The 19,193-nt window shown below is 70.0% G+C and carries 22 protein-coding genes; 14 read left to right on the forward strand and 8 right to left on the reverse strand.

The window, feature by feature from the left end; translation table 11 throughout:
* Window positions 1–29: 29 nt before the first annotated feature.
* The 7 genes from hemA to ppk2 all read left to right on the forward strand — a co-directional run bounded on the left by hemA (window position 30) and on the right by ppk2 (window position 6,747).
* Entirely contained in the window at window positions 30–1,313 is a 1,284-nt protein-coding gene (gene hemA, locus HEP74_RS16355; protein WP_185813754.1) for a glutamyl-tRNA reductase, read from the forward strand.
* Window positions 1,291–2,376, forward strand: coding sequence for a peptide chain release factor 1 (prfA, locus tag HEP74_RS16360; RefSeq protein WP_185813755.1), 1,086 nt, complete (start codon window positions 1,291–1,293; stop codon window positions 2,374–2,376). Before hemA ends, prfA begins: the two co-directional genes overlap by 23 nt.
* A 43-nt stretch (window positions 2,377–2,419) precedes the next feature.
* Window positions 2,420–4,129, forward strand: a complete 1,710-nt coding sequence (locus HEP74_RS16365) for an O-linked N-acetylglucosamine transferase, SPINDLY family protein (RefSeq protein ID WP_185813756.1) — start codon at window positions 2,420–2,422, stop codon at window positions 4,127–4,129.
* Between the two features lie 255 nt (window positions 4,130–4,384).
* On the forward strand, window positions 4,385–5,011 hold the full coding sequence (locus tag HEP74_RS16370; protein ID WP_185813757.1) for an antibiotic biosynthesis monooxygenase: 627 nt from the start codon (window positions 4,385–4,387) through the stop codon (window positions 5,009–5,011).
* A gap of 98 nt (window positions 5,012–5,109) precedes the next feature.
* Window positions 5,110–5,628: a molybdenum cofactor biosynthesis protein B gene (gene moaB, locus HEP74_RS16375; protein ID WP_053841088.1), complete on the forward strand. Its 519-nt coding sequence runs from the start codon at window positions 5,110–5,112 to the stop codon at window positions 5,626–5,628.
* Window positions 5,629–5,641: 13 nt separating this feature from the next.
* Window positions 5,642–5,980: a helix-turn-helix domain-containing protein gene (locus tag HEP74_RS16380; protein ID WP_009607246.1), complete on the forward strand. Its 339-nt coding sequence runs from the start codon at window positions 5,642–5,644 to the stop codon at window positions 5,978–5,980.
* Window positions 5,977–6,747: a polyphosphate kinase 2 gene (gene ppk2, locus HEP74_RS16385; protein WP_185813758.1), complete on the forward strand. Its 771-nt coding sequence runs from the start codon at window positions 5,977–5,979 to the stop codon at window positions 6,745–6,747. Before HEP74_RS16380 ends, ppk2 begins: the two co-directional genes overlap by 4 nt.
* 241 nt (window positions 6,748–6,988) lie before the next feature.
* Here ppk2 and HEP74_RS16390 read toward each other — a convergent pair whose 3' ends face one another.
* From HEP74_RS16390 to HEP74_RS16400, 3 genes are read right to left on the reverse strand one after another with little or no spacing between them, the layout of a single operon-like run.
* Entirely contained in the window at window positions 6,989–7,255 is a 267-nt protein-coding gene (locus HEP74_RS16390; protein ID WP_185813759.1) for an acylphosphatase, read from the reverse strand.
* Entirely contained in the window at window positions 7,255–7,890 is a 636-nt protein-coding gene (locus tag HEP74_RS16395) for a TlpA family protein disulfide reductase (RefSeq protein WP_343203491.1), read from the reverse strand. Before HEP74_RS16395 ends, HEP74_RS16390 begins: the two co-directional genes overlap by 1 nt.
* Complete coding sequence (locus tag HEP74_RS16400; protein ID WP_185813760.1) at window positions 7,887–9,161, reverse strand: YihY family inner membrane protein; 1,275 nt, start codon at window positions 9,159–9,161, stop codon at window positions 7,887–7,889. The genes HEP74_RS16395 and HEP74_RS16400 overlap by 4 nt, the downstream gene beginning before the upstream one ends.
* An 80-nt stretch (window positions 9,162–9,241) precedes the next feature.
* Between HEP74_RS16400 and wrbA the strand changes: the two genes are divergently transcribed.
* The 4 genes from wrbA (at window position 9,242) to ybaK (ending at window position 11,248) form a co-directional block, all read left to right on the forward strand.
* A complete protein-coding gene (gene wrbA / locus HEP74_RS16405) occupies window positions 9,242–9,838 on the forward strand; it encodes an NAD(P)H:quinone oxidoreductase (RefSeq protein ID WP_003472251.1) in 597 nt (198 codons plus the stop codon).
* On the forward strand, window positions 9,835–10,203 hold the full coding sequence (locus HEP74_RS16410; RefSeq protein ID WP_185813761.1) for a DUF2069 domain-containing protein: 369 nt from the start codon (window positions 9,835–9,837) through the stop codon (window positions 10,201–10,203). Before wrbA ends, HEP74_RS16410 begins: the two co-directional genes overlap by 4 nt.
* A 79-nt stretch (window positions 10,204–10,282) precedes the next feature.
* Complete coding sequence (locus tag HEP74_RS16415) at window positions 10,283–10,768, forward strand: asparaginase domain-containing protein (protein WP_185813762.1); 486 nt, start codon at window positions 10,283–10,285, stop codon at window positions 10,766–10,768.
* 6 nt (window positions 10,769–10,774) lie between these two features.
* Window positions 10,775–11,248, forward strand: coding sequence for a Cys-tRNA(Pro) deacylase (gene ybaK / locus HEP74_RS16420; protein WP_185813763.1), 474 nt, complete (start codon window positions 10,775–10,777; stop codon window positions 11,246–11,248).
* Window positions 11,249–11,567: 319 nt separating this feature from the next.
* Here ybaK and expR read toward each other — a convergent pair whose 3' ends face one another.
* The 3 genes from expR to sufT all read right to left on the reverse strand — a co-directional run bounded on the left by expR (window position 11,568) and on the right by sufT (window position 15,665).
* Window positions 11,568–13,328 (reverse strand): serine protease ExpR, encoded by a 1,761-nt coding sequence (expR, locus tag HEP74_RS16425; protein ID WP_185813764.1) that lies wholly within the window; start codon window positions 13,326–13,328, stop codon window positions 11,568–11,570.
* 585 nt (window positions 13,329–13,913) lie between these two features.
* Window positions 13,914–15,014, reverse strand: a complete 1,101-nt coding sequence (locus HEP74_RS16430) for a branched-chain amino acid aminotransferase (RefSeq protein ID WP_185813765.1) — start codon at window positions 15,012–15,014, stop codon at window positions 13,914–13,916.
* A gap of 99 nt (window positions 15,015–15,113) precedes the next feature.
* Window positions 15,114–15,665, reverse strand: a complete 552-nt coding sequence (gene sufT, locus HEP74_RS16435; RefSeq protein ID WP_185813766.1) for a putative Fe-S cluster assembly protein SufT — start codon at window positions 15,663–15,665, stop codon at window positions 15,114–15,116.
* 106 nt (window positions 15,666–15,771) lie between these two features.
* Between sufT and HEP74_RS16440 the strand changes: the two genes are divergently transcribed.
* Entirely contained in the window at window positions 15,772–16,191 is a 420-nt protein-coding gene (locus HEP74_RS16440; RefSeq protein WP_185813767.1) for a hypothetical protein, read from the forward strand.
* Between the two features lie 104 nt (window positions 16,192–16,295).
* Here the strand turns inward: HEP74_RS16440 and HEP74_RS16445 are convergent, their stop codons facing one another.
* Both HEP74_RS16445 and HEP74_RS16450 read right to left on the reverse strand, forming a co-directional pair.
* Window positions 16,296–17,750, reverse strand: coding sequence for an NAD(P)(+) transhydrogenase (Re/Si-specific) subunit beta (locus tag HEP74_RS16445; RefSeq protein ID WP_185813768.1), 1,455 nt, complete (start codon window positions 17,748–17,750; stop codon window positions 16,296–16,298).
* The gene (locus tag HEP74_RS16450; RefSeq protein WP_185813769.1) at window positions 17,747–18,046 is read right to left on the reverse strand and encodes an NAD(P) transhydrogenase subunit alpha part 2; all 300 of its coding nucleotides are present in this window, start codon (window positions 18,044–18,046) and stop codon (window positions 17,747–17,749) included. Before HEP74_RS16450 ends, HEP74_RS16445 begins: the two co-directional genes overlap by 4 nt.
* Before the next feature lie 169 nt (window positions 18,047–18,215).
* On the opposite strand from HEP74_RS16450, the gene HEP74_RS16455 reads away from it, so the two are divergent.
* Together HEP74_RS16455 and HEP74_RS16460 are read left to right on the forward strand one after the other, a co-directional pair.
* Complete coding sequence (locus HEP74_RS16455) at window positions 18,216–18,797, forward strand: RNA polymerase sigma factor (RefSeq protein WP_185813770.1); 582 nt, start codon at window positions 18,216–18,218, stop codon at window positions 18,795–18,797.
* Window positions 18,798–18,835: 38 nt separating this feature from the next.
* Window positions 18,836–19,192: a hypothetical protein gene (locus tag HEP74_RS16460; protein ID WP_185816669.1), complete on the forward strand. Its 357-nt coding sequence runs from the start codon at window positions 18,836–18,838 to the stop codon at window positions 19,190–19,192.
* The last annotated feature ends 1 nt before the right edge of the window (window position 19,193 follow it).

Consider the following 19,193-nt stretch of genomic DNA (forward strand, 5'->3'; position numbering starts at 1 on the left):
CCAGCAGCTTATCGCAAGCAACTGAACAGATGACGTTGTGGGTGCTCGGATTGAACCACCAGACCGCGCCGGTCGACCTGCGCGAACGGGTGGCGTTCGCCGGCGATGCGCTGCCGCGCGCGCTGCAATCGCTGCGCGCATTGCCCAACGTCGCCGAGGCCGCCCTGCTGTCCACCTGCAACCGCACCGAGCTGTACGCGATCGCCGACGACGCGCAGAGCCTGGCCGACTGGCTGGATTCGCATGCGGCCGGCCTGCACGGCTACCTGTACCAGCACCAGGACGCCGATGCGGTCCGGCATCTGTTCCGCGTCGCCACCGGGTTGGACTCGATGGTGCTGGGCGAGCCGCAGATCCTCGGCCAGGTGAAGGACGCCTGGGCGCTGGCGCGCGAGCACGGGGCGATGGGCAACCGCCTGGACCGGCTGTTCCAGCAGACCTTCTCGGTGGCCAAGCGCGCGCGCACCGACACCCGGGTCGGCGCCAATCCGGTCTCGGTGGCCTCCACCGCGGTGCGCCTGGCGCAGAACTCCTTCGCCCGGCTCAGCGAATCGACGGTGCTGCTGGTCGGCGCCGGCGAGACCATCGAACTGGCCGCCAAGCACCTCAGCGAAGGCCGCGTGCGGCGCCTGCTGATCGCCAACCGCACCCTCGCCCACGCCCAGGAATTGGCCAGCCGGCATGGCGGCGTGGCGCTGCCGCTGAGCGAGCTGGAGCGGCATCTGCAGGAAGCCGACGTGGTGTTCTCGGCCACCGCCGCACGCGAGCCGGTGGTGACCCGCGCGCAGGTCGAGCAGGCGCTGCGCGCGCGCAAGCACAAACCGATGCTGCTGTTCGACCTGGCGGTGCCGCGCGACATCGAGGCCGGCGTGGCCGAGCTGGCCGATGCCTATCTGTACACCGTGGACGACCTGGAACGCGCGGTCGAGGACAATCGCCGCGGCCGCCGCGAAGCGGCCGAGGCTGCCGAGGCGATCATCGACCTGCAGGTGCTGCGCTACATCGAGACGCTGCAGGCCAGCACCCGCCAGGCGCCGCTCAAGCGCCTGCGCGCGCACGGCGACAGCACCCGCGACGACGTGCTGGCCAAGGCACGGCAGCAGCTGGCCAACGGCAAGCCGGCCGACGAGGTGCTGGAATTCCTCGCCAACACCCTGACCAACCGCCTGCTGCATCCGCCCACCGCGGCGCTGCGCGAGGCGGCGCTGAGCGGCGATGCCGAGCTGGCCCGCGCCGCCGAGCGCCTGTTCCCGGAAAAGCCGGGCTATTTCCATCCCATTCTGAAGACCGATGACACCGACCCTGCGCCGTAAGCTGGAGGCGCTGGCCGAGCGTCGCGAAGAACTCGAACGCCTGCTGTCCGATCCCGAGGTGGTGAACGACAACGCGCGCTTCCGCGACTACTCGCGCGAATTCGCGCAGCTGGAGCCGGTCGCCGCCGCGCTGGCCGACGAGGCCGCGGCCAAGGCCGACCTGGCCGCGGCCGAGGCGATGCGCGGCGATCCGGAACTGCGCGAACTGGCCGAGGAGGAAATCGCCGCCGCCCACGCGCGTCTGCTCGCGCTGGACGAACAGCTGGCACTGCTGCTGGTGCCGCGCGATCCGCGCGACGACGGCAACCTGTTCCTGGAAGTGCGCGCCGGCACCGGCGGCGACGAGGCGGCGATCTTCGCCGGCGATCTGTTCCGCATGTACGCGCGCTACGCCGAACGCCAAGGCTGGAAGGTGGAAGTGGAATCGGACAGCCCCGGCGAACACGGCGGCTACAAGGAGATCGTGGCGCGCATCGTCGGCCGCGGCGCCTACTCCAAGCTCAAATTCGAATCCGGCACGCATCGCGTGCAGCGGGTGCCGGCGACCGAGTCGCAAGGCCGCATCCACACCTCGGCGGCGACGGTGGCGATCATCCCCGAAGCCGACGACGTGGAAGAGATCGCGATCAACCCGGCCGACCTGAAGGTGGACACGTTCCGCTCCTCCGGCGCCGGCGGCCAGCACGTCAACAAGACCGAATCGGCGATCCGCATCACCCACGTGCCCAGCGGGGTGGTGGTCGAGTGCCAGACCGAGCGCAGCCAGCACGCCAACCGCGACAAGGCGATGAAGCGGCTGAAGGCGCAGTTGCTCGACGCCGAGCGCAGCAAGCAGGCCGCGGCCGAGGCGCAGGACCGCAAGCTGCAGGTCGGCAGCGGCGACCGCAGCCAGCGCATCCGCACCTACAGCTTCCCGCAGGGCCGCATCACCGACCACCGGGTCGAAGGCCTGACCCTGTACGACCTGCCGAACGTGATCGAAGGCGACCTCGACGCGCTGATCGAGCGGCTGAGCCATGAGCACCAGGTCGACGAACTGGCGCGGCTGAGCGACAGCCCGTGAGCGTGCGCCGCGCCACTGCGCACGCGCCGGCCACCGTGCACGCGTGAGCGGCAGCGCGCTGGACGAACTGCGCCAACTGCAGGACGCGGTGCGCCGCGATCCGCAGGATTTCATCGCCTGGGTGATGCTGGCCGACGCCGAACTCGGTGCCGGGGCGATCGCCGCCGGCGAGCAGGCCGCCCTGCGCGCGTTGCAGTTGCGCCCGGCGCATCCGGAAGCGCTGGCGCGGCTGGGCCGCGTGCGCTGGACCCAGGGCCGCCACGCCGAGGCCGCCGCCGCGTTGCGCCAGGCGTTGCAGCACGCGCCGCAGCATCCGGGCATCGCCCTGTGGCTGGGCCATGCGCTGGAAGACAACGGCGAGGCCGAAGCCGCTGCGCAGGCCTATGCGCACGCGCATGCGCTGCTGCCGCAGGAGCCGTCGATCGCCGCGCACCTGCTGAACTGGCGGCGCAAGCTGTGCGATTGGCGCGCGCTGGACGCGCTGTCGCAGCAGGTGCGCGACGCGGTGCGCCAGGGCCATCCGGCGATCGAACCGTTCGCCTTCCTCAACGAGGACGCCACTGCCGCCGAACAGCTGCACTGCGCGCGCAACCGTGCGCTTGCCTTGGCGCAGACCCTGGCGCCCTTGCCGGCGGCAACGCTGCGCCGCGCCGGCCCCTTGCAGGTCGGCTTCCTGTCCAACGGCTTCGGCGCGCATCCCACCGGGCTGCTGACCGTGGCGTTGTTCGAACGGTTGCGCGCGCACGCCGACCTGCAGGTGCAATTGTTCGCATTGAACCGCGACGACGGCAGCGCAATCGGCACGCGCCTGCGCGCCGCGGCGCATGCCTGGCACGACGTCGCCGGGCAGCCGCACCGGGCGATCGCGCAAGACATTCGCGAGGCCGGCATCGACATCCTGTTCGACCTGCGCGGCTGGGGCGGCGGCGGTGCGCCGGAAGTGCTGGCGCTGCGTCCGGCACCGCTGCAGATCAACTGGCTGGCCTACCCCGGCACCTCCGGCGCGCCGTGGATCGACTACGTCATCGGCGATGCGTTCGCGCTGCCCGATGCGCTGGCCACGCACTACAGCGAGCGCGTGCTGCGCCTGCCGCGCGCGTTTCAGCCGTCGGACGACAGCCGCCACATCGGCACGCCACCATCGCGCCTCGACTGCGGGCTGCCCGAGCACGGTACGGTGTTCTGCTGCTTCAACAACAGCTACAAGCTGACCCCGCGCAGCATGGCGCGGATGCTGGCGGTGCTGCGCCAGGTCCCGGACAGCGTGCTGTGGCTGTTGTCCGGACCAGGCCAGGCCGATGCGCGGCTGCGCGACGCCGCGCGGCGCGCCGAAGTGGATCCGGCGCGGCTGCGCTTCATGCCCAAGCTCGCGCACGCGGACTACCTGGCCCGCTACCGGCATGCTGACCTGTTCCTGGACACGCATCCGTACAACGCGCACACCACCGCCTCCGACGCGCTGTGGGCCGGCTGCCCGCTGCTGACCTGCCCCGGCATGACCTTCGCCGCACGCGTGGCCGGCAGTCTCAACCATCACCTGGGCATGGACGCGATGAACGTCGCCGACGACGATGCCTTCATTGCCAAGGCGGTACAGCTGGGCCGCGATCCGGCGGCGCTGCGTGCACTGCGCGACACGCTGCAGCAGCGCCGCGCCAGCGCCGGTCTGTTCGACATGCAAGGCTTCGCTGCGGACTTCGCCGACCTGTTGCGCGATACCGCGCGCCGGCATGGCTGGGGCGGTCCGCAGTAGCTCGTAAATCGCCCGGCCGCGGCGGCACCTGCACCTGGCGCAGCGAACGGATGCGTTCGCATCCAGACCAAACCTCCCGACAGATTGCATGCGTCGGCGGCCGCAATTCTTCAGCGCAGCGCGAGCAACAGCCAACCGCGGCTTGAAGACACGCACATCGTTGCACCTGTTGAAGCGCCCGTCATGCAGAAACACGCTTGACCTGAAGCACGGTTGAGGTTCGACACTGCGCGCCTTCCGTTCGCGCACGCCCCGATGCCATCCCGACTGTCGCCCGACCTCACCTCCCCGCATGCACGCAGCGTCCTGGTCGCCCATGCTTCGGCACCGGTCTGCGCGACGCTGCTCGCACGCTTGCACGCCAACCCCGGCACCGGTCTGCATGCCCTGGCCTGGCTGGAAGCGTTGAGCGCCGCGCCAGACCTGCTGTACGCGCAATGTTGCTACGACGACACTACGCCGCTCGGCCACAGCTTGCGCCCGCGCGCGCCGGCGCCGCGGCTGACGCTGCGCCGTTATCGGCGCATCCGCAGCGGAGTATCCGATCCGCAGCGCGCGCCCGGCTGCGTCGTGGTCACCAGGCTGGCGACCCGCGATGCCGCGCAGGCGCAGCGCCACGCCAACGCCGCGTTCGCCGCGCTGCAAGACGGCGCGCACGCGCTGCGCGGGCTGATCGCCTCGCACCTGCACCTGTCCGACGATGGCCGCAGCCTGCTCGACTATGCCGAATGGAGCAGCGCCGACGCACAGCGTCGCGCCTTGCAGCGCGAACCCGAGCGCCTGCCCCTGGCGTCCCATCCCGCGGCCAGCGTGACCCGTTACCGGCCGCGCGCGCTGAGCCTATCCGGCGCCCCGACGCAGCCCGCGCACGCACCCGCCTGAACCGGCATCGCGGTTGTTCTGCGATGGCGCCTGTACGGATGCTGCCGAAGCGTGCCGGCAGGCTATACGCCGACCGGGCGAGCCGCTAGGCTTCGGGCATGAGCGCCAAAGCCGATTTCATCGCGTTGAACCTGTGCGTATTGACCGTCTCGGACACGCGCAGCCTGGCCGAAGACAGTTCCGGCGATTACCTGGTATCGGTGCTCGGCGAGGCCGGCCATCGCCTGTACGCGCGCGAGCTGCTGCCCGACGACCGTTACCGGATGCGCGCGGTGGTCTCGGCGTGGATCGCCGACCCGCAGGTCGACGGCATCCTGGTCACCGGTGGCACCGGCTTCACCGGCCGCGACTCCACCCCCGAGGCGCTGCTGCCGCTACTGGACAAGCAGATGCCCGGCTTCGGCGAACTGTTCCGCGCGATCAGCTTCGAGGAGATCGGCACTTCCTCGCTGCAGTCGCGCGCCTTCGCCGGCCTGGCCAACGCCACCTTCGTGTTCTGCCTGCCCGGCTCGACCTCGGCCTGCCGCACCGCCTGGGAAAGGATCGTCGCCGCGCAGCTCGACGCGCGCACCCGGCCGTGCAACCTGGCCACGCTGCGCCCACGCCTGAAGGAATGACCTGGAACCGCGCATGTCACTGGACACCACCCTGCGCCTGCTGGCCAAAGCCAGCGGCATGACCGCGGCGGACATCGCCGCCGCCATCCCGCGCGCCGGCGCCGCCACGGTCAAGGCCTGGCTGGCCGGCGAAAAGATGCCCGGCCGCGACCAGCTCAATGCGCTGGCGCGCGCGTTCGGCGTTCCCGCCGGCGCGCTGCTCGGCGAACTGGCCAGCCAACTCGACCCGGCCCGCACCCGCGGCGAACACGATCTATTGCAGGCCTATCGCACGCTCGACAGCCGCCAGCAGGGCGCGCTGCTGGAAGTGGCGCGCAGCATGGCCGGCACCCGCACGAGACGCAGCAAATGAGCAAACTCAAACGCAAGCAGTACCAGGCATTGATGCAACCGCTGCAACTGGAACTGGCGGCGCTGGCGCAGGCGCTGCAGCACAGCGGCGAACGCGTGCTGGTGCTGTTCGAAGGCCGCGACACCGCCGGCAAGGGCGGCGCGATCCAGGCCATCGCCGAACATCTGAACCCGCGCCAGTGCCGGGTGGTGGCGCTGCCCAAGCCGACCGACCGCGAAAGCACGCAGTGGTATTTCCAGCGTCACGTCGCGCACCTGCCGGCCGCCGGCGAGATCGTGCTGATGGACCGCAGTTGGTACAACCGCGCCGGCGTGGAGCGGGTCATGGGCTATTGCAGCGACGCGCAATACCAGGCCTTCCTGCGCCAGGCGCCGCTGTTCGAGCAGTTGCTGGTCGACGACGGCATCCGCCTGTTCAAATACTGGTTGTGCGTGGACCAGGACCAGCAGGAGAAGCGCTTCGCCGAACGCCTGCACGATCCGCTGAAGGGCTGGAAGCTGTCGCCGGTGGACCTGCAGTCGCGCGCCCAGTACGCCGAATACACCCGCGCCCGCGAGGCGATGCTGGACGCCACCCACCGCGAACAGGCGCCGTGGACCCTGGTCGATTTCAACGACCAGAAGCGCGGCCGCCTGACCTTGATCCGACATCTGCTCGACCAGTTGCCCGACACCCCGCTGCAGGAACCGGAACTGGAGCTGCCGCCGCTGAAGCACAAACCGCGCAAGGAAAAGTTCGGCGTGTTGCAGCCTATCGCGTCGGTTTGAGGCCGGGATTGGGGATTAGGGATTGGGAATTCGATGGTGCACCCGCGACCGTCGGTGCATCGGTCTCCTGTAGGAGCGGCTTCAGCCGCGACCGTATCTCTCCGCAAAGACGCGATCGGATTGACTCCTTCCGCAGCGGCACGCGGTTATGTAGAAGGGACTTCAGTCCCGACGCGCTACCGGTAAGACCTCATCGGGACTGAAATCCCTCCCACAGCGGGCCGCCAGGATTTCCGCGATGTCACCCGATCGCGAAGCCCGCCGCCACTGGCTCCGGCCATGGCTCGCGCAGCACCTGTTCGACCCGCGCCGCCGGCGGTCCGTGCCGCAGCCATTCGGCCAGCGCCTCCAGCGCCGCGGCCTCGCCAGCGGCGACGACGTCGACGCGGCCATCAGCCAGATTCCGCGCGTATCCATCCAGCCCCAAGGCCAGCGCGCGTTCGCGGGTGGAGGCGCGGAAATACACGCCCTGCACCCGGCCGGCGACCAGGAAGCGGGCCGCCGCCATCAGCCGGCGGCCTTCGCCTGGCCAGCGACCTTGCCGCCGGCCGCGGCGATCGCCGCCTCGATGTCGTGCGCATTGACCGGCCCCAGGAACTGCTTGGCGACCTTGCCGTCCGGGGCGATCAGATAGGTCATCGGCAACCCGCGCGGGGTCGCGAAATCGGCCGGCGGCGCGTAGGTGTCGAGGATCGCCACCGGGTAGGCCACCGGATGGTCCTTCAGGAACGCCTGCATCTCCGCCGGCTCGATGTCCTCGTAGGCCAGGCCCACCACTTCGATGTTGTCGCGCATCACGTGCAACGCCGACAGCTCCGGCATTTCCTTCAGGCACGGCGCGCACCAGGTGGCCCAGAAGTTCACCACCACCCACTGCCCGCGATGCGCGGCCAGGTCGTAGTCGCTGCCGTCCACCGCCTTCACCTTCAACGTCGGCTGCGGCCGGGTTTCCTGCACCACGTTCGCTCCTTCGCCAGCGGCGGGCGCGTTCGGTGCAGCGGGTCCGGCAGGCGCCGCCGGGGCGGCGGGAGCCGTGGGCGCAGGCGCGCCGGGTGCAGCGCCATCGGCGGGCGAAGGATGCCGATCGCAGCCCGCCAGCAGCGCGGCAGCGGCGAACAACGGGAACAGGATGCGCGGGGTCATGCGAGGTCTCCGATATCGGTGTAAAGATCGCCGACGCGACGTTTCAGCACGTCGCGCAGCGGCATGCGCAATTCGTCCAGCGCGCGCCACGCCGCCTGCCCCAGCGCGTCGTCGCGGCACGGCAGGTAGGCTTCGGCGATCGGGATGCGCAGCTGGCAGTTTTCGTAGAGTTCGGTCAGCGGCACGTCGGCCAGGTCGCGCGCCAGCAGCCATTCGCCATGCTCGACGCGGCTGAGCAGGCGGCTGCGCTCCAGTTCGCACAGCAGTTCCTGCACCAGCGAATCGGTCAGCATCGGCTCCAGCTGCAGGATCTGATCTTCCTGCAGGCCATGGCCGTCCTTGCGCGCCTGCGCGAAGCGCCCGAGCAGGCGCAGCAGGCCGTAGATCTCGTAGCCGGCCGGCAGCCGCATCGACGCCGGCTGGTAGCGGAAGGCGGCGATCGAGGACGCCAGCGAGGCCCCGAGCAGGATCCCGATCCAGCTCAGGTAGGTCCACAGCAGGAAGATCGGCACGAACGCGACCGTGCCGTAGATGCGCTGGTAGGACTGGAAGCTGCCCAGATACAGGCTCAGCCCCCACTTCACCAGCTCCAGCAGGGCCACCGCCAGCAGCGCGCCGGGCACCGCGTGACGCAGCTTGACCGTGTGATGCGGCACCACGCGGTACACCAGGGTGATGCAGACGAACTCGATCAGCACCGGCGCCAGGCCCAGCGCCATCTGCGCCAGCAGCCGGCCTTCGCTGGTGCGGAACAGCGGCAGCGCGAAGAACCGCGCCGACGCCGCCAGCGACGCCGCGGCCAGCAGCGCGCCCAGGGTCAGCACCGTCCAGTACACCAGGAAGCGGGTCAGCCGCGGCCGCGCCGAGACCACCCGCCAGATCCGGTTGAAGGTCTGCTCGACGCTGTTCAAGGTGATCAGCAGCGACACCATCAGCGCGATCGTGCCGGCGCTGGTCAGCTGCCCGGCGCTGGCCGAGAACTGGCGCAGATAGGCCTCCACCGAACGCGCTGCGGCCGGCACGAAGTTGGAGAAGATGTAGTCGCTGAGCTGGTCGCTCCACTTGTCGAACACCGGGAACGCCGAGAGCACGCCGAACACCACCATCGCCAGCGGCACCAGCGCGAAGATCGTGGTGTAGGCCAGCGAGGCGGCGGCCTGGAACAGGCGGTCGTCGAGGAAGCGCCGCCACAGGAACCCGGCGAAGCTGCGCATCCGCGCGCGGTCGCGCACCCGCTCCGTCCAGAGATTGACCGTGTCCAAAGGCTGCATCGGGCAAGGGTACCCGATGCGCACGGATGCCGGCATCGCCGATACTGGCGGCCGTTCTGGTGCAAGCAAGCGAGGGCCGCATGGCCGAGATCCTGGTCCTGTACTACAGCCGTGGCGGTTCGGTGGCGCGCCTGGCGCGGCAGATCGCGCGCGGCGTCGGCGAAGTGCCCGGCATGGCCGCGCGCCTGCGCACGGTGCCGCCGGTGGCCGCGGTCACCCAGGCCAGCGCGCCGCCGGTGCCCGACAGCGGCGCGCCGTACGTGGACGCCAGCGATCTGCGCGACTGCGTCGGCCTGGCCCTGGGCAGCCCGACCCGCTTCGGCAACATGGCCGCGCCGGTCAAGCACTTCATCGACGGGCTCGGCGCCGAATGGGCCAGCGCCACCCTGGCCGGCAAGCCGGCGGCGGTGTTCACCTCCACCGCCTCGCTGCACGGCGGCCAGGAAGCCACGCTGCTGTCGATGCACCTGCCGCTGCTGCACCACGGCTGCGTGATCGTCGGCATTCCCTATACCGAACCGCTGCTCAGCAGCACCCGCAGCGGCGGCACCCCGTACGGCGCCAGCCACGTCGCCGGTGCCGACGACGACCCGCAACCCAGCGAGGAAGAAGCGCAGCTGGCGCGCGCGCTGGGCCGGCGCCTGGCCGGCATCGCGCAACGCTTGGCGGCGCCATGAGCACCGCCCGCCTGCGTTACGCGCTGGCCGCCACGCTGCTGGTACTGGCGCTGTTGTACGCGGCCTGGTTCCACGACGACCGCCACCGCCTCGCCGCGCTGCTGGTGTTCGCACTGCCGCCGTTGCTGCTGGCGATCGGCGTGCTGCGCGGCTCGGCGGTGGCGCGCTTCTGGGCCGGCGTGTTCGGGCTGTTCTGGTTCAGCCACGGGGTGATGGCCGCCTGGAGCCATCCGCCGCAGCGCGCCTACGCCTGGGCCGAACTGCTGCTGGCGTTGCTGGCGATCGGCCTGTCCAGCGCGCCGGGCATTCGCGCGCGTTTCGCGCGCAAGCGCGGCGCCAAAGCGTCCGGCGACGGCACGCCCTGAGCGGCCGCCGCCGGCCTGCCGGTATCATGGCGGCCCTGCGCGACCGCGGCCGCGCCCCGTCATGCTCTAGGAACCGGCAATGGAAGAACTCCTGATCGTCACCACCGGCGGCACGATCGACAAGATCTATTTCGACGACAAGTCCGACTACCAGATCGGCGATCCGCAGATCGGCCAGATCCTCAAGGAACTGGGCGTGACCTTCCGCTTCAGCGTGATCCCGATCATCCGCAAGGACTCGCTGCACATCACCGACGAGGACCGCGAGCTGATCCGCGCCACCGTCGCCGCGCAGTCCGCGCGCCACGTGCTGCTCACCCACGGCACCGACTCGATGGTGCAGACCGGCAAGGTGCTGCAGACGATCCCGGACAAGACCATCGTGATGACCGGCGCGCTGAACCCGGCGCGGTTCCGCGGCTCCGATGCCGAATTCAACATCGGCTGCGCGGTCGGCGCGGTGCAGTCGCTGCCGGCCGGGGTCTACATCGCCATGAACGGGCAGATCTGGGACCCGCAGAAGGTGCGCAAGAACGTGGCCGCGAACCGCTTCGAGCCGGTCTGAACCGCGATGTCCAAGGCCACCCGCGCAACCCGGGCATTGGATGCGGCCGGCGTCGCCTATCGCCTGCATCCCTACGACTACGAAGCCGAAGCCGGCGCCAAGGGCCTGCAGGCGGCGCAGGCGCTCGGCCTGCCGCCGGCGCGGGTGCTGAAGAGCCTGATGGCCTGGATCGACAGCAACGCCGTGTGCGTGGTGGTGCCGTCCGATCGCCGTGTGCAGCTGAAGAAGCTCGCTGCGGCCGGCGCCGGCAAAGCCGCGCGGATGATGGAAGTGGCCGAGGCCGAGCGCCGCAGCGGCTACAAGGTCGGCGGCATCAGTCCGCTGGGCCAGCAGCGGCCGGCGCCGGTGCTGATCGAGCAATCGGCGCTGGCCCCGGGCAGCGTGTGGTTCAACGCCGGGCAGCGTGGACTGCTGGTCGAAATCGCCGCTGAGCAGATGCTGGACGTGCTGCAGGCGCGCGCCTGCGATCTGTGCGAGTGACACGTCAGCCGCGGCAACGGCGTGGGCGGCATAGCACGCGCTAAGAATGCAGCAGCGGCTGCGTCGACCGCATCCGCAGCGGCATGGCGGCAGGTAGCCAACGCAAGCGAAAAGGGCCGCCATGCCTGCGCCCCACTTCGACCACCGGCAACTGCGCAACCAGCGCGCGGATCGGAACCCACGACAACAAAAAAGCCCCGCGCCGAGGCGCGGGGCTGTCGTGTCCGCAACGTCCAGGGCGTCCTGCCCTGCCGCTGCGTGCGGTTGCCGATGCCTGCGCGGCGCGGCCATACAGGCGCACGCCGCACAGCGGGCGGGATCAGTAGTTCGCGGTCAGGGTGACGCCCGAGAACGTGCTGTACGCCTTGAGCCGCACGTAATAGGTGCCGGCGCTGGGCGCGTTGAAGGTGCAGGTCTCGTTGTTGCCGTTGAGATACGGACGGCATCCATAGGTGCTGTCGGTCGGCGCGCTGCCCAGCCGCACGTACAGATCCGCGTCGCCGCTGCCGCCGGAGATGGTGACGGTCAGCGAACTGACCCCGGACGGCACGGTCACGGTGTAGTTCAGCTCCGAGCCGCTGCTGGCGCCGAGCCCGGTGACCGGCACGCCGTCCTGCAGCGTGTTGCCGGTGGGAGGCGTGGTGGTGCCGCCGCCCAGCGCAGCTGTCACCGCGGCGTTGGCGTCGAGCAGACCGGCGCCGCAGCCCTGCGAGCAGGAGAAGCTGGCCGCGGTGCTCTTGATGGTGCTCTCCACCTGCGCCGGGGTCAGCGGGGTCGAGGCGACCGACTGCATCAGCGCGACCACGCCGGCCACGTGCGGCGCCGCCATCGAGGTGCCGTTGTAGGACGCGTAACTGGCGCTGCCCGGCGTGGTGGTCCCGGAGTTGAGCGTGGACTGGATGCTCGAGCCCGGCGCGGAGATGTCGATGCCGGTGCCATAGTTCGAGTAGCTGGCCTTGGCCCGCGAGGAGGTGGTCGCGGCTACCGCGATCACGTTGGCGCAGTTGGCCGGCACCGAGGTGGAGACGTTGGCCGAGCTGTTGCCGGCCGCCACCACCACCGTGGTGCCGCGACCGACCGCGCCGTTGATCGCGTTCTGGTAGGTGGTCGAGCAGGTACCGCTGCCGCCCAGCGACATGTTGATCACTTCGGCCGGGGTGGTGTTGGCCGGCACGCCGCTGACGGTGCCGCCGGAGGCCCAGGTGATCGCGTCGGCGATGTCGGAGGTGTAGCCGCCGCACTTGCCGAGCACGCGCACCGGCAGGATCTTGGCATTGAAGGCGGTACCGGCCACACCGGTGCTGTTGTTGGTCAACGCGGCGATGGTGCCGGCCACGTGGGTGCCATGCCAGCTGGAATTGGACGCCGGCGAACCGGAGTAGCACTCGTTGGCCGCGGCCCAATCGCCTTCGTCGGCCGGATTGCTGTCGCGGCCGTTGCCGTCGCGCGCGTCGGCCGCGACGCTGATGAAATCGTAGCCGGGCAGGACGTTGGCGTTGAGGTCCGGGTGGCTGGTGATGCCGGTGTCGATCACTGCCACGACCACGCCGGTGCCGGTGGCCTGGTCCCAGGCCGGACGGACGTTGATGCCGGCGGTGGTGGTGCCGAAGGCCCACTGGTTGGACAGGCTGGGATCGTTCGGGGTCAGCGCGATCTGTACGCGCATGTCAGGTTCGACGTATACCACGTTCGGATCGGCGGCCAGCTGGCGCATCAGCGCCTCGGCCTCGGCGTGGTCAAGCGCCCGACTGGCCTGGATCACTTCCGGGCCAATCGCCAGGCGGCGCAGGCTGGTCAGCCCCAGCGCACGGCCGTTCTTGGCCGGCATCGCCGCGGCCACGGATTGCAGCGTCGCGCGCAGCGATGGCGAGGCGGCGGCGGCGGCACTTGCGGTGCCGACAGGGGCCGCATCGCGGGTCTGGACGATGAAACGTTGCACGGTCGGCTCGGCGGTCAGACCGGAGAGGTTGACGTCGCCGGCGAATGCCGGTGTCGCCAGCAACAGCGAAGTCAATGCGGACGCTCCCAGCACGATCAGCCAAGGACGCTGGCGCGAACCACGTTGCGAAATTTCGGACATTCGGAACTTCCTTTTCGTTGATTGCCACCTGACGGCGATTTTTCGCGCTGCGGATGCCTAAACAGGCACTGAATCCGAATGCGGCGCGACTCCCAGGCCGGCCCCCTGTTGCCAGCCGTTCATCCGACGCTATCCCAATACAGACGCGTATGGACCGAATTCTTATCGTCCAAAACCCATAAGCGTGACGATGGTCAACATAAAGGCAGACTTCGCTTCGGCTTTTTGCGACGCGACGGCAACGCCGATGGCTCAAGAAGACAGTCCTGGGACATTTTTGCGCGGCGCGGCGTGATCACGCGCCAATGCGGACAGCCTCCCGTACGCAGAAGCAGGCTTGCAGGACAGCGGCAGGGCCAGCGAATGCCTGCGAAGCGGTAGCACCGGGTCGCGGCGCGCATTGGGGAAGCCGCGGCGATGAGCGAACGCGCGAGCCGAGCGATCTGCCGGGCCGGGCCTGACGGGCCGCCCATGGCGTCTCCGGGAACGGACGATGCCCCCGCGGATCGGAAGCTGGGCGCAGCCTGCGCCACGCCCAGCTCGGCGCCCGTCAGTAGTACCGACAGGCGAGAAGAAAGCCTGGGCTCAGCCCAGGCGCAGCAGCCAGCCGTGGCGGTCGGCCACGCGGCCGTACTGGATGTCGGTCAGTTCCTGGCGCAGCGACAGGGTCACCGGGCCGGCCGGTGCGGTCAGGTCGCCGACCGCGAAATCCTTGCCCTTCAGCTGCCCGATCGGGGTCACCACCGCGGCGGTACCGCAGGCGAAGATCTCGGCGATCGCTCCGGAGGCCACGCCGTCGCGCCACTCGTCGATGGTCACCTGGCGCTCGACCACGGCCATGCCGCGATCGCGCGCCAACTGCAGGATGCTGTCGCGGGTGATGCCTTCGAGAATGCTGCCGGACAGCGCCGGGGTGACCAGGCTGCCGTCGCGCATCACCAGGAACACGTTCATGCCGCCCAGCTCTTCCAGGTACTTGCCCTCGACCGGGTCCAGGAACAGCACCTGCGAGCAGCCCTGCGCCTGCGCCTGCTGCTGCGGCAGCAGCGAGGCGGCGTAGTTGCCGCCGCACTTGGCCGCGCCGGTGCCGCCCTTGGCCGCGCGCGCGTAGTCGGTGGACAGCCAGATCGCCACCGGCGCCACGCCCTTGGCGAAGTAGGCGCCGGCCGGGCTGGCGATGACGTAGTAACCGGCCTTCTGCGCCGCGCGCACGCCCAGGAACGCCTCGTTGGCGATCATGAAGGGGCGGAAATACAGGCTGGTCTCCGGCGCCAACGGCACCCACGCGGCATCGACCGCGATCAGCTGGCGCAGCGATTCGACGAACAGTTCCACCGGCAGCTCCGGCAGCGCCAGGCGCTGCGCCGAGCGCTGCAGGCGCCTGCCGTTGGCGTCCGGGCGGAAGGTCCAGATCGAGCCGTCGGCATGACGGTAGGCCTTGATGCCCTCGAAGATCTCCTGGCCGTAGTGCAGCACCGAGGCGGCCGGATCCAGCGCCAGCGGGCCGTAGGCGCGGACCTGGGCGTCATGCCAGCCCTGCTCGCGTTCCCATTCGATGGCGACCATATGGTCGGTGAAGTAGTTGCCGAAGCCCGGCGCGGCGAGGATCTGCGCGCGCGCATCGGCGCTGCGCGCGGTGGTGGACGGGATCAGGCGGAACTGCGAAGACGGCTCGGTAGCGGACACCGGGGTTTCCTGTGGTAGTCGAGGGACGGCCGTGCCGCTGCATCATCCGAGCGCAGCGGCGGCGCCTTGTCCCGGCCCCAGGTCGCGCAGTCGCGCGGGTCAGAGCATGCCGGTTTCGAGGCGCGCGGCCTCGGACATCATATGCCGGCCCCACGGCGGATCGAACACCAGTTCGACATCGGCCTCGGCGATGGTCGGGATCAGCTCCAGCTTGCTGCGCACGTCGTCGACCAGGATGTCGCCCATGCCGCAGCCCGGCGCGGTCAGCGTCATCTTCACCTCGACCATGCGCTGGCCGTCCTCGCGCGGCTGCACGTCGACTTCGTAGACCAGGCCCAGGTCGACGATGTTGAACGGGATCTCCGGATCGAAGCAGGTGCGCAGCTGTTGCCAGATCAGCGCCTCGACCTGCTCGTCGCCGGCACCTTCCGGCAGGTCCAGGCCCGGCGGCGGCTCCTTGCCGATCGCGTCGCCGTCCTTGCCGGCGATGCGGAACAGGTTGCCTTCGACGAACACGGTGTAGCTGCCGCCCAGCGCCTGGGTGATGTAGCCGTAACTGCCGGCCGGCAGGGTCACCGCGTCGCCTTGCGGCACCATCACCGCCGCGCAATCGCGTTCGAATTGGACAGGTTCGCTGCTGCGTGAGTACATGGGGGCGATATGGGGGCTGGCCCCGCCGGTGCAAGTCGTCCAGTTTATCCGAGTGCGCGGGGAACGCGGCGAAGGGTATCCTGTGCGGATTCTCCGGGAACATCGCATGCCGCCCTCTTCCACGCCGGCCAGGACTTCGCACTGGCTATGGCCCTTGCTGCTCTGCCTGGGCTGTTTCACCGCCCTGATCGCCTGGATGCTGGTCGCGCTGAGCCTGGGCCATCAATCCGGCTGGATGGCGGTGCTGGTGGCGCTGGAGGTTTCCTGGATGCTGCGCCTGGGCACGCTGCCGCGCGGCAAGCTGCGCATCGCCGTGGCGGTGCTGGCCACCGCGCTGGTGATCGTCGCCGCCAACTGGGGCATCGCCGCCGCGCACGTGGGCGCCGGGCTGGGCCTGGATACCTGGGATTCGTCGCTGAAACTGGGCGCGCGCTACGCGTGGACGCTGACCGTGCTGGCCAACCGCCCCGGCGACGTGCTGTGGCTGGGCATTGGCCTGATCGTGGCCTACTTCAGCGCGCGTTGAGGGGAGTGGTCGCGGCTGAAGCCGCTCCTACAGGGAGCCGGCAAGCCCTGTAGGAGCGGCTTCAGCCGCGACAGCATCCATGCGCGCCGATCGCCGGCGCCGGTTCAATGCCCGCTGTCGAGCGCCTTCAATTCGCTGACCAGCGCGCCGGCCGCCTCGGCGCCGTCGCCGTACAGCATGCGCGTGTTGTCGGCGTAGAACAGCGCGTTCTCGATCCCGGCAAAGCCGGTGCCCTTGCCGCGCTTGATCACCACCACGTTCTTGGAATTGACCACGTCCAGGATCGGCATGCCGTAGATCGGGCTGGCCGGATCGGTCTTGGCCACCGGGTTGACCACGTCGTTGGCGCCGATCACCAGCGACACGTCGGTGCTGGGGAACTCGGGATTGATGTCGTCCATGTCGGCGATCAGGTCGTAGGGCACGCCGGCTTCGGCCAGCAGCACGTTCATGTGCCCGGGCATGCGCCCGGCCACCGGGTGGATCGCGAACTTGACCTTGACCCCGCGCTCGATCAGCCGCTGCGCCAGCTCCCAGATCTTGTGCTGCGCCTGCGCCACCGCCATGCCGTAGCCGGGCACGATCACCACGCGTTCGGCATAGGCCATCATCGCCGCCACGTCGCCGGCCTCGATGGGTTTTTGCGCGCCACTGATCTCCTGCGCCTGGCCGCCGCCGCCGAAGTTGGAGAACAGCACGCCGCTGATCGGCCGGTTCATGGCCTTGGCCATCAGTCGGGTCAACAGGATGCCGGCCGCGCCGACCATCATGCCGGCGATGATCAGCGCCTCGTTGCCCAGCACGTAACCCTCGAATGCGACCGCCAGGCCGGTGAAGGCGTTGTACAGCGAGATCACCACCGGCATGTCGGCGCCGCCGATCGGCAGCGTCATCAGCACGCCAAGCGCCAGCGCCACCGCGAAGAAGGCGACGATCGCCACCGGGCTGAGTCCGATCGCGGCCCACGCGCCCAGGCCCAGCATCGCCACGAACACCAGCAGGTTGAATGCCTGTTGGCCGGGGAAGGTGACGCGCTTGTCCAGCCGCCCGTCGAGCTTGGCCCAGGCGATGACCGAACCGGACAGCGAGATCGCGCCGATCGCCGAGCCGACGATGGCCAGCGCCAGCGTGGTCGCGTCGGGCTGGCGCGCGGCCAGCGCGGCGATCGCGCTCTCGCTCCAGTGCGAGGTGTCGCGGTGCGCCAGGAACGAGAAGCGCAGCAGTTCCACCGCGCCGATCGCCGCGGCCGAACCGCCGCCCATGCCGTTGTACAGCGCGACCATCTGCGGCATGTCGGTGATGGCGACCTTCTTGGCCGAGATCCAGGCCGCACCTGTGCCGATCGCGATCGCCAGCAGGATCAGCGGCAGGTTGTGCAGGCCGGGCAGCAGGAACGTCGCCGCGGTCGCCAGCAGCATGCCGAACCCGGCCCAATGGATGCCGCTGCGCGCGGTCTTGGGCGAGGCCATGCGCTGCAGGCCGAGCAGGAACAGGGTGGCGGCCACCAGGTAGCTGGCCTTCACCAGCCAGGACAGTGCTTCGGCGGTGGTCAGGGTCACGGCTTGGACTCCGGCTTCTTGCTGGACTTGAACATCTCCAGCATGCGCTCGGTGACCACGTAGCCGCCGGCGGCATTGCCGGCGCCGAGCAGTACCGCGAGGAAGCCCACCGCCTTCTCCAGCGTGGTGTCGGCATGGCCGAGCACCACCATCGCGCCGATCAGCACGATGCCGTGGATGAAGTTGGAACCGGACATCAGCGGGGTGTGCAGGATCACCGGCACCCGCGAGATGATCACATGCCCGGCGATGGCCGCCAGCATGAAGATGTACAAGGCCACGAAACCGTCGCTCATTCCGCTTCTCCCGGGCGCCGCGCCCGACCGCCGCAATCATAACCGGGTGCTGAATCGGTGGGCGATGGCTGTATGCGGCGGCAAGCGGCGGCGAACCGGGCCGGCGCCAGGTCAACCGCGGCGGCGGCAATGCGTTCTCCACGGTATCCCCGCGCCAGGAAGCTAAGCTGTGCTGGTGAGCACGCCCGCCCTCGACCCCCCGACGACCGACCTCGACCGCGACGACGCCACGCGTCCGCTGCCGGCGTCGCTGAACGCGTTCCTGGCCGAGATCGGCCCGCGCGCGTTCCGCTTCGCCGAGGCCGGCCTGCGCCAGCGCGAGGATGCGCTGGATGCGGTGCAGGACGCGATGATCAAGCTGCTCGCCTACCGCGAGCGGCCGGCGCAGGAATGGACCCCGCTGTTCTGGAGCATCCTGCGCCGGCGCATCATCGACCTGCAGCGCCGCCGCGGCTTCCGCCTGCGTTTCTGGGCGCCGGCCAGCGAGCACGGCGAGGACAGCCAGCCGGACTGGGCCGACGACGGCCCGACGCCGGCGCAGCGCCACGAGCAGCGGCAGACGCATGCGCGGCTGGTCACGGCGTTGCGCGCGCTGCCGGCGCGGCAGCGCGAGGCCTTCACCCTGCGCGTGCTCGAGGAGCTGGATGTGGCCACCACCGCACGTGCGATGGGCTGCTCCGAAGGCTCGGTCAAGACCCATCTGTCGCGCGCCCGCGAGGCGTTGCAGAAACTTCTGGAGGACGTCCGGTGAAACCCGACACCACACATTCGGCCGCGTTCGACGCGCAGATGCGCCGCGCGCACCAGGCCTCGCTGCAGGCGTTGCCGGCACCGACCCTGGCGCGACTGCGCGCCGCGCGCCACGCCGCCAGCCGCCCCCACGCCGCGCCGGCGCGGCGCTGGGGCTGGCTGCTGGCGGCGGCGCCGGCCCTGCTCGGCGCGACCTTCGGCCTGCATCTGCTGCTGCGCCCGGCGCTGCCGGTCGCGGTCCAGGCGGCGAGCGTCGCCAGCGTTCCCGCCACGGCCGCGGTGTCGGCGAGCGGCGCCGCGCAAGGCGACAGCGACGACGCCGTGGCCGGCCTGCTCGACGAAAACCCCGACCTGTACCTGTGGCTGGGTTCCGATACTTCGCTGGCGATGGAATGAA

Origin of the sequence: Xanthomonas sp. SS (genome assembly GCF_014236835.1) — a bacterium.
In the GTDB taxonomy this organism is placed as follows: Bacteria; Pseudomonadota; Gammaproteobacteria; order Xanthomonadales; family Xanthomonadaceae; genus Xanthomonas_A.

Excerpts from the sequence above, each read along its gene's own strand:
- HEP74_RS16415 (WP_185813762.1), top strand. The coding sequence starts at position 10,283 with ATGGAAGAACTCCTGATCGTCACCACCGGCGGCACGATCGACAAGATC.
- HEP74_RS16450 (WP_185813769.1), bottom strand. The coding sequence starts at position 18,046 with ATGAGCGACGGTTTCGTGGCCTTGTACATCTTCATGCTGGCGGCCATC.
- HEP74_RS16395 (WP_343203491.1), bottom strand. The coding sequence starts at position 7,890 with ATGACCCCGCGCATCCTGTTCCCGTTGTTCGCCGCTGCCGCGCTGCTG.
- HEP74_RS16380 (WP_009607246.1), top strand. The coding sequence starts at position 5,642 with ATGTCACTGGACACCACCCTGCGCCTGCTGGCCAAAGCCAGCGGCATG.
- HEP74_RS16410 (WP_185813761.1), top strand. The coding sequence starts at position 9,835 with ATGAGCACCGCCCGCCTGCGTTACGCGCTGGCCGCCACGCTGCTGGTA.
- HEP74_RS16400 (WP_185813760.1), bottom strand. The coding sequence starts at position 9,161 with ATGCAGCCTTTGGACACGGTCAATCTCTGGACGGAGCGGGTGCGCGAC.
- expR (WP_185813764.1), bottom strand. The coding sequence starts at position 13,328 with ATGTCCGAAATTTCGCAACGTGGTTCGCGCCAGCGTCCTTGGCTGATC.
- HEP74_RS16370 (WP_185813757.1), top strand. The coding sequence starts at position 4,385 with ATGCCATCCCGACTGTCGCCCGACCTCACCTCCCCGCATGCACGCAGC.
- prfA (WP_185813755.1), top strand. The coding sequence starts at position 1,291 with ATGACACCGACCCTGCGCCGTAAGCTGGAGGCGCTGGCCGAGCGTCGC.
- moaB (WP_053841088.1), top strand. The coding sequence starts at position 5,110 with ATGAGCGCCAAAGCCGATTTCATCGCGTTGAACCTGTGCGTATTGACC.
- wrbA (WP_003472251.1), top strand. The coding sequence starts at position 9,242 with ATGGCCGAGATCCTGGTCCTGTACTACAGCCGTGGCGGTTCGGTGGCG.
- sufT (WP_185813766.1), bottom strand. The coding sequence starts at position 15,665 with ATGTACTCACGCAGCAGCGAACCTGTCCAATTCGAACGCGATTGCGCG.
- ybaK (WP_185813763.1), top strand. The coding sequence starts at position 10,775 with ATGTCCAAGGCCACCCGCGCAACCCGGGCATTGGATGCGGCCGGCGTC.
- HEP74_RS16440 (WP_185813767.1), top strand. The coding sequence starts at position 15,772 with ATGCCGCCCTCTTCCACGCCGGCCAGGACTTCGCACTGGCTATGGCCC.
- HEP74_RS16390 (WP_185813759.1), bottom strand. The coding sequence starts at position 7,255 with ATGGCGGCGGCCCGCTTCCTGGTCGCCGGCCGGGTGCAGGGCGTGTAT.
- hemA (WP_185813754.1), top strand. The coding sequence starts at position 30 with ATGACGTTGTGGGTGCTCGGATTGAACCACCAGACCGCGCCGGTCGAC.
- ppk2 (WP_185813758.1), top strand. The coding sequence starts at position 5,977 with ATGAGCAAACTCAAACGCAAGCAGTACCAGGCATTGATGCAACCGCTG.
- HEP74_RS16460 (WP_185816669.1), top strand. The coding sequence starts at position 18,836 with ATGCGCCGCGCGCACCAGGCCTCGCTGCAGGCGTTGCCGGCACCGACC.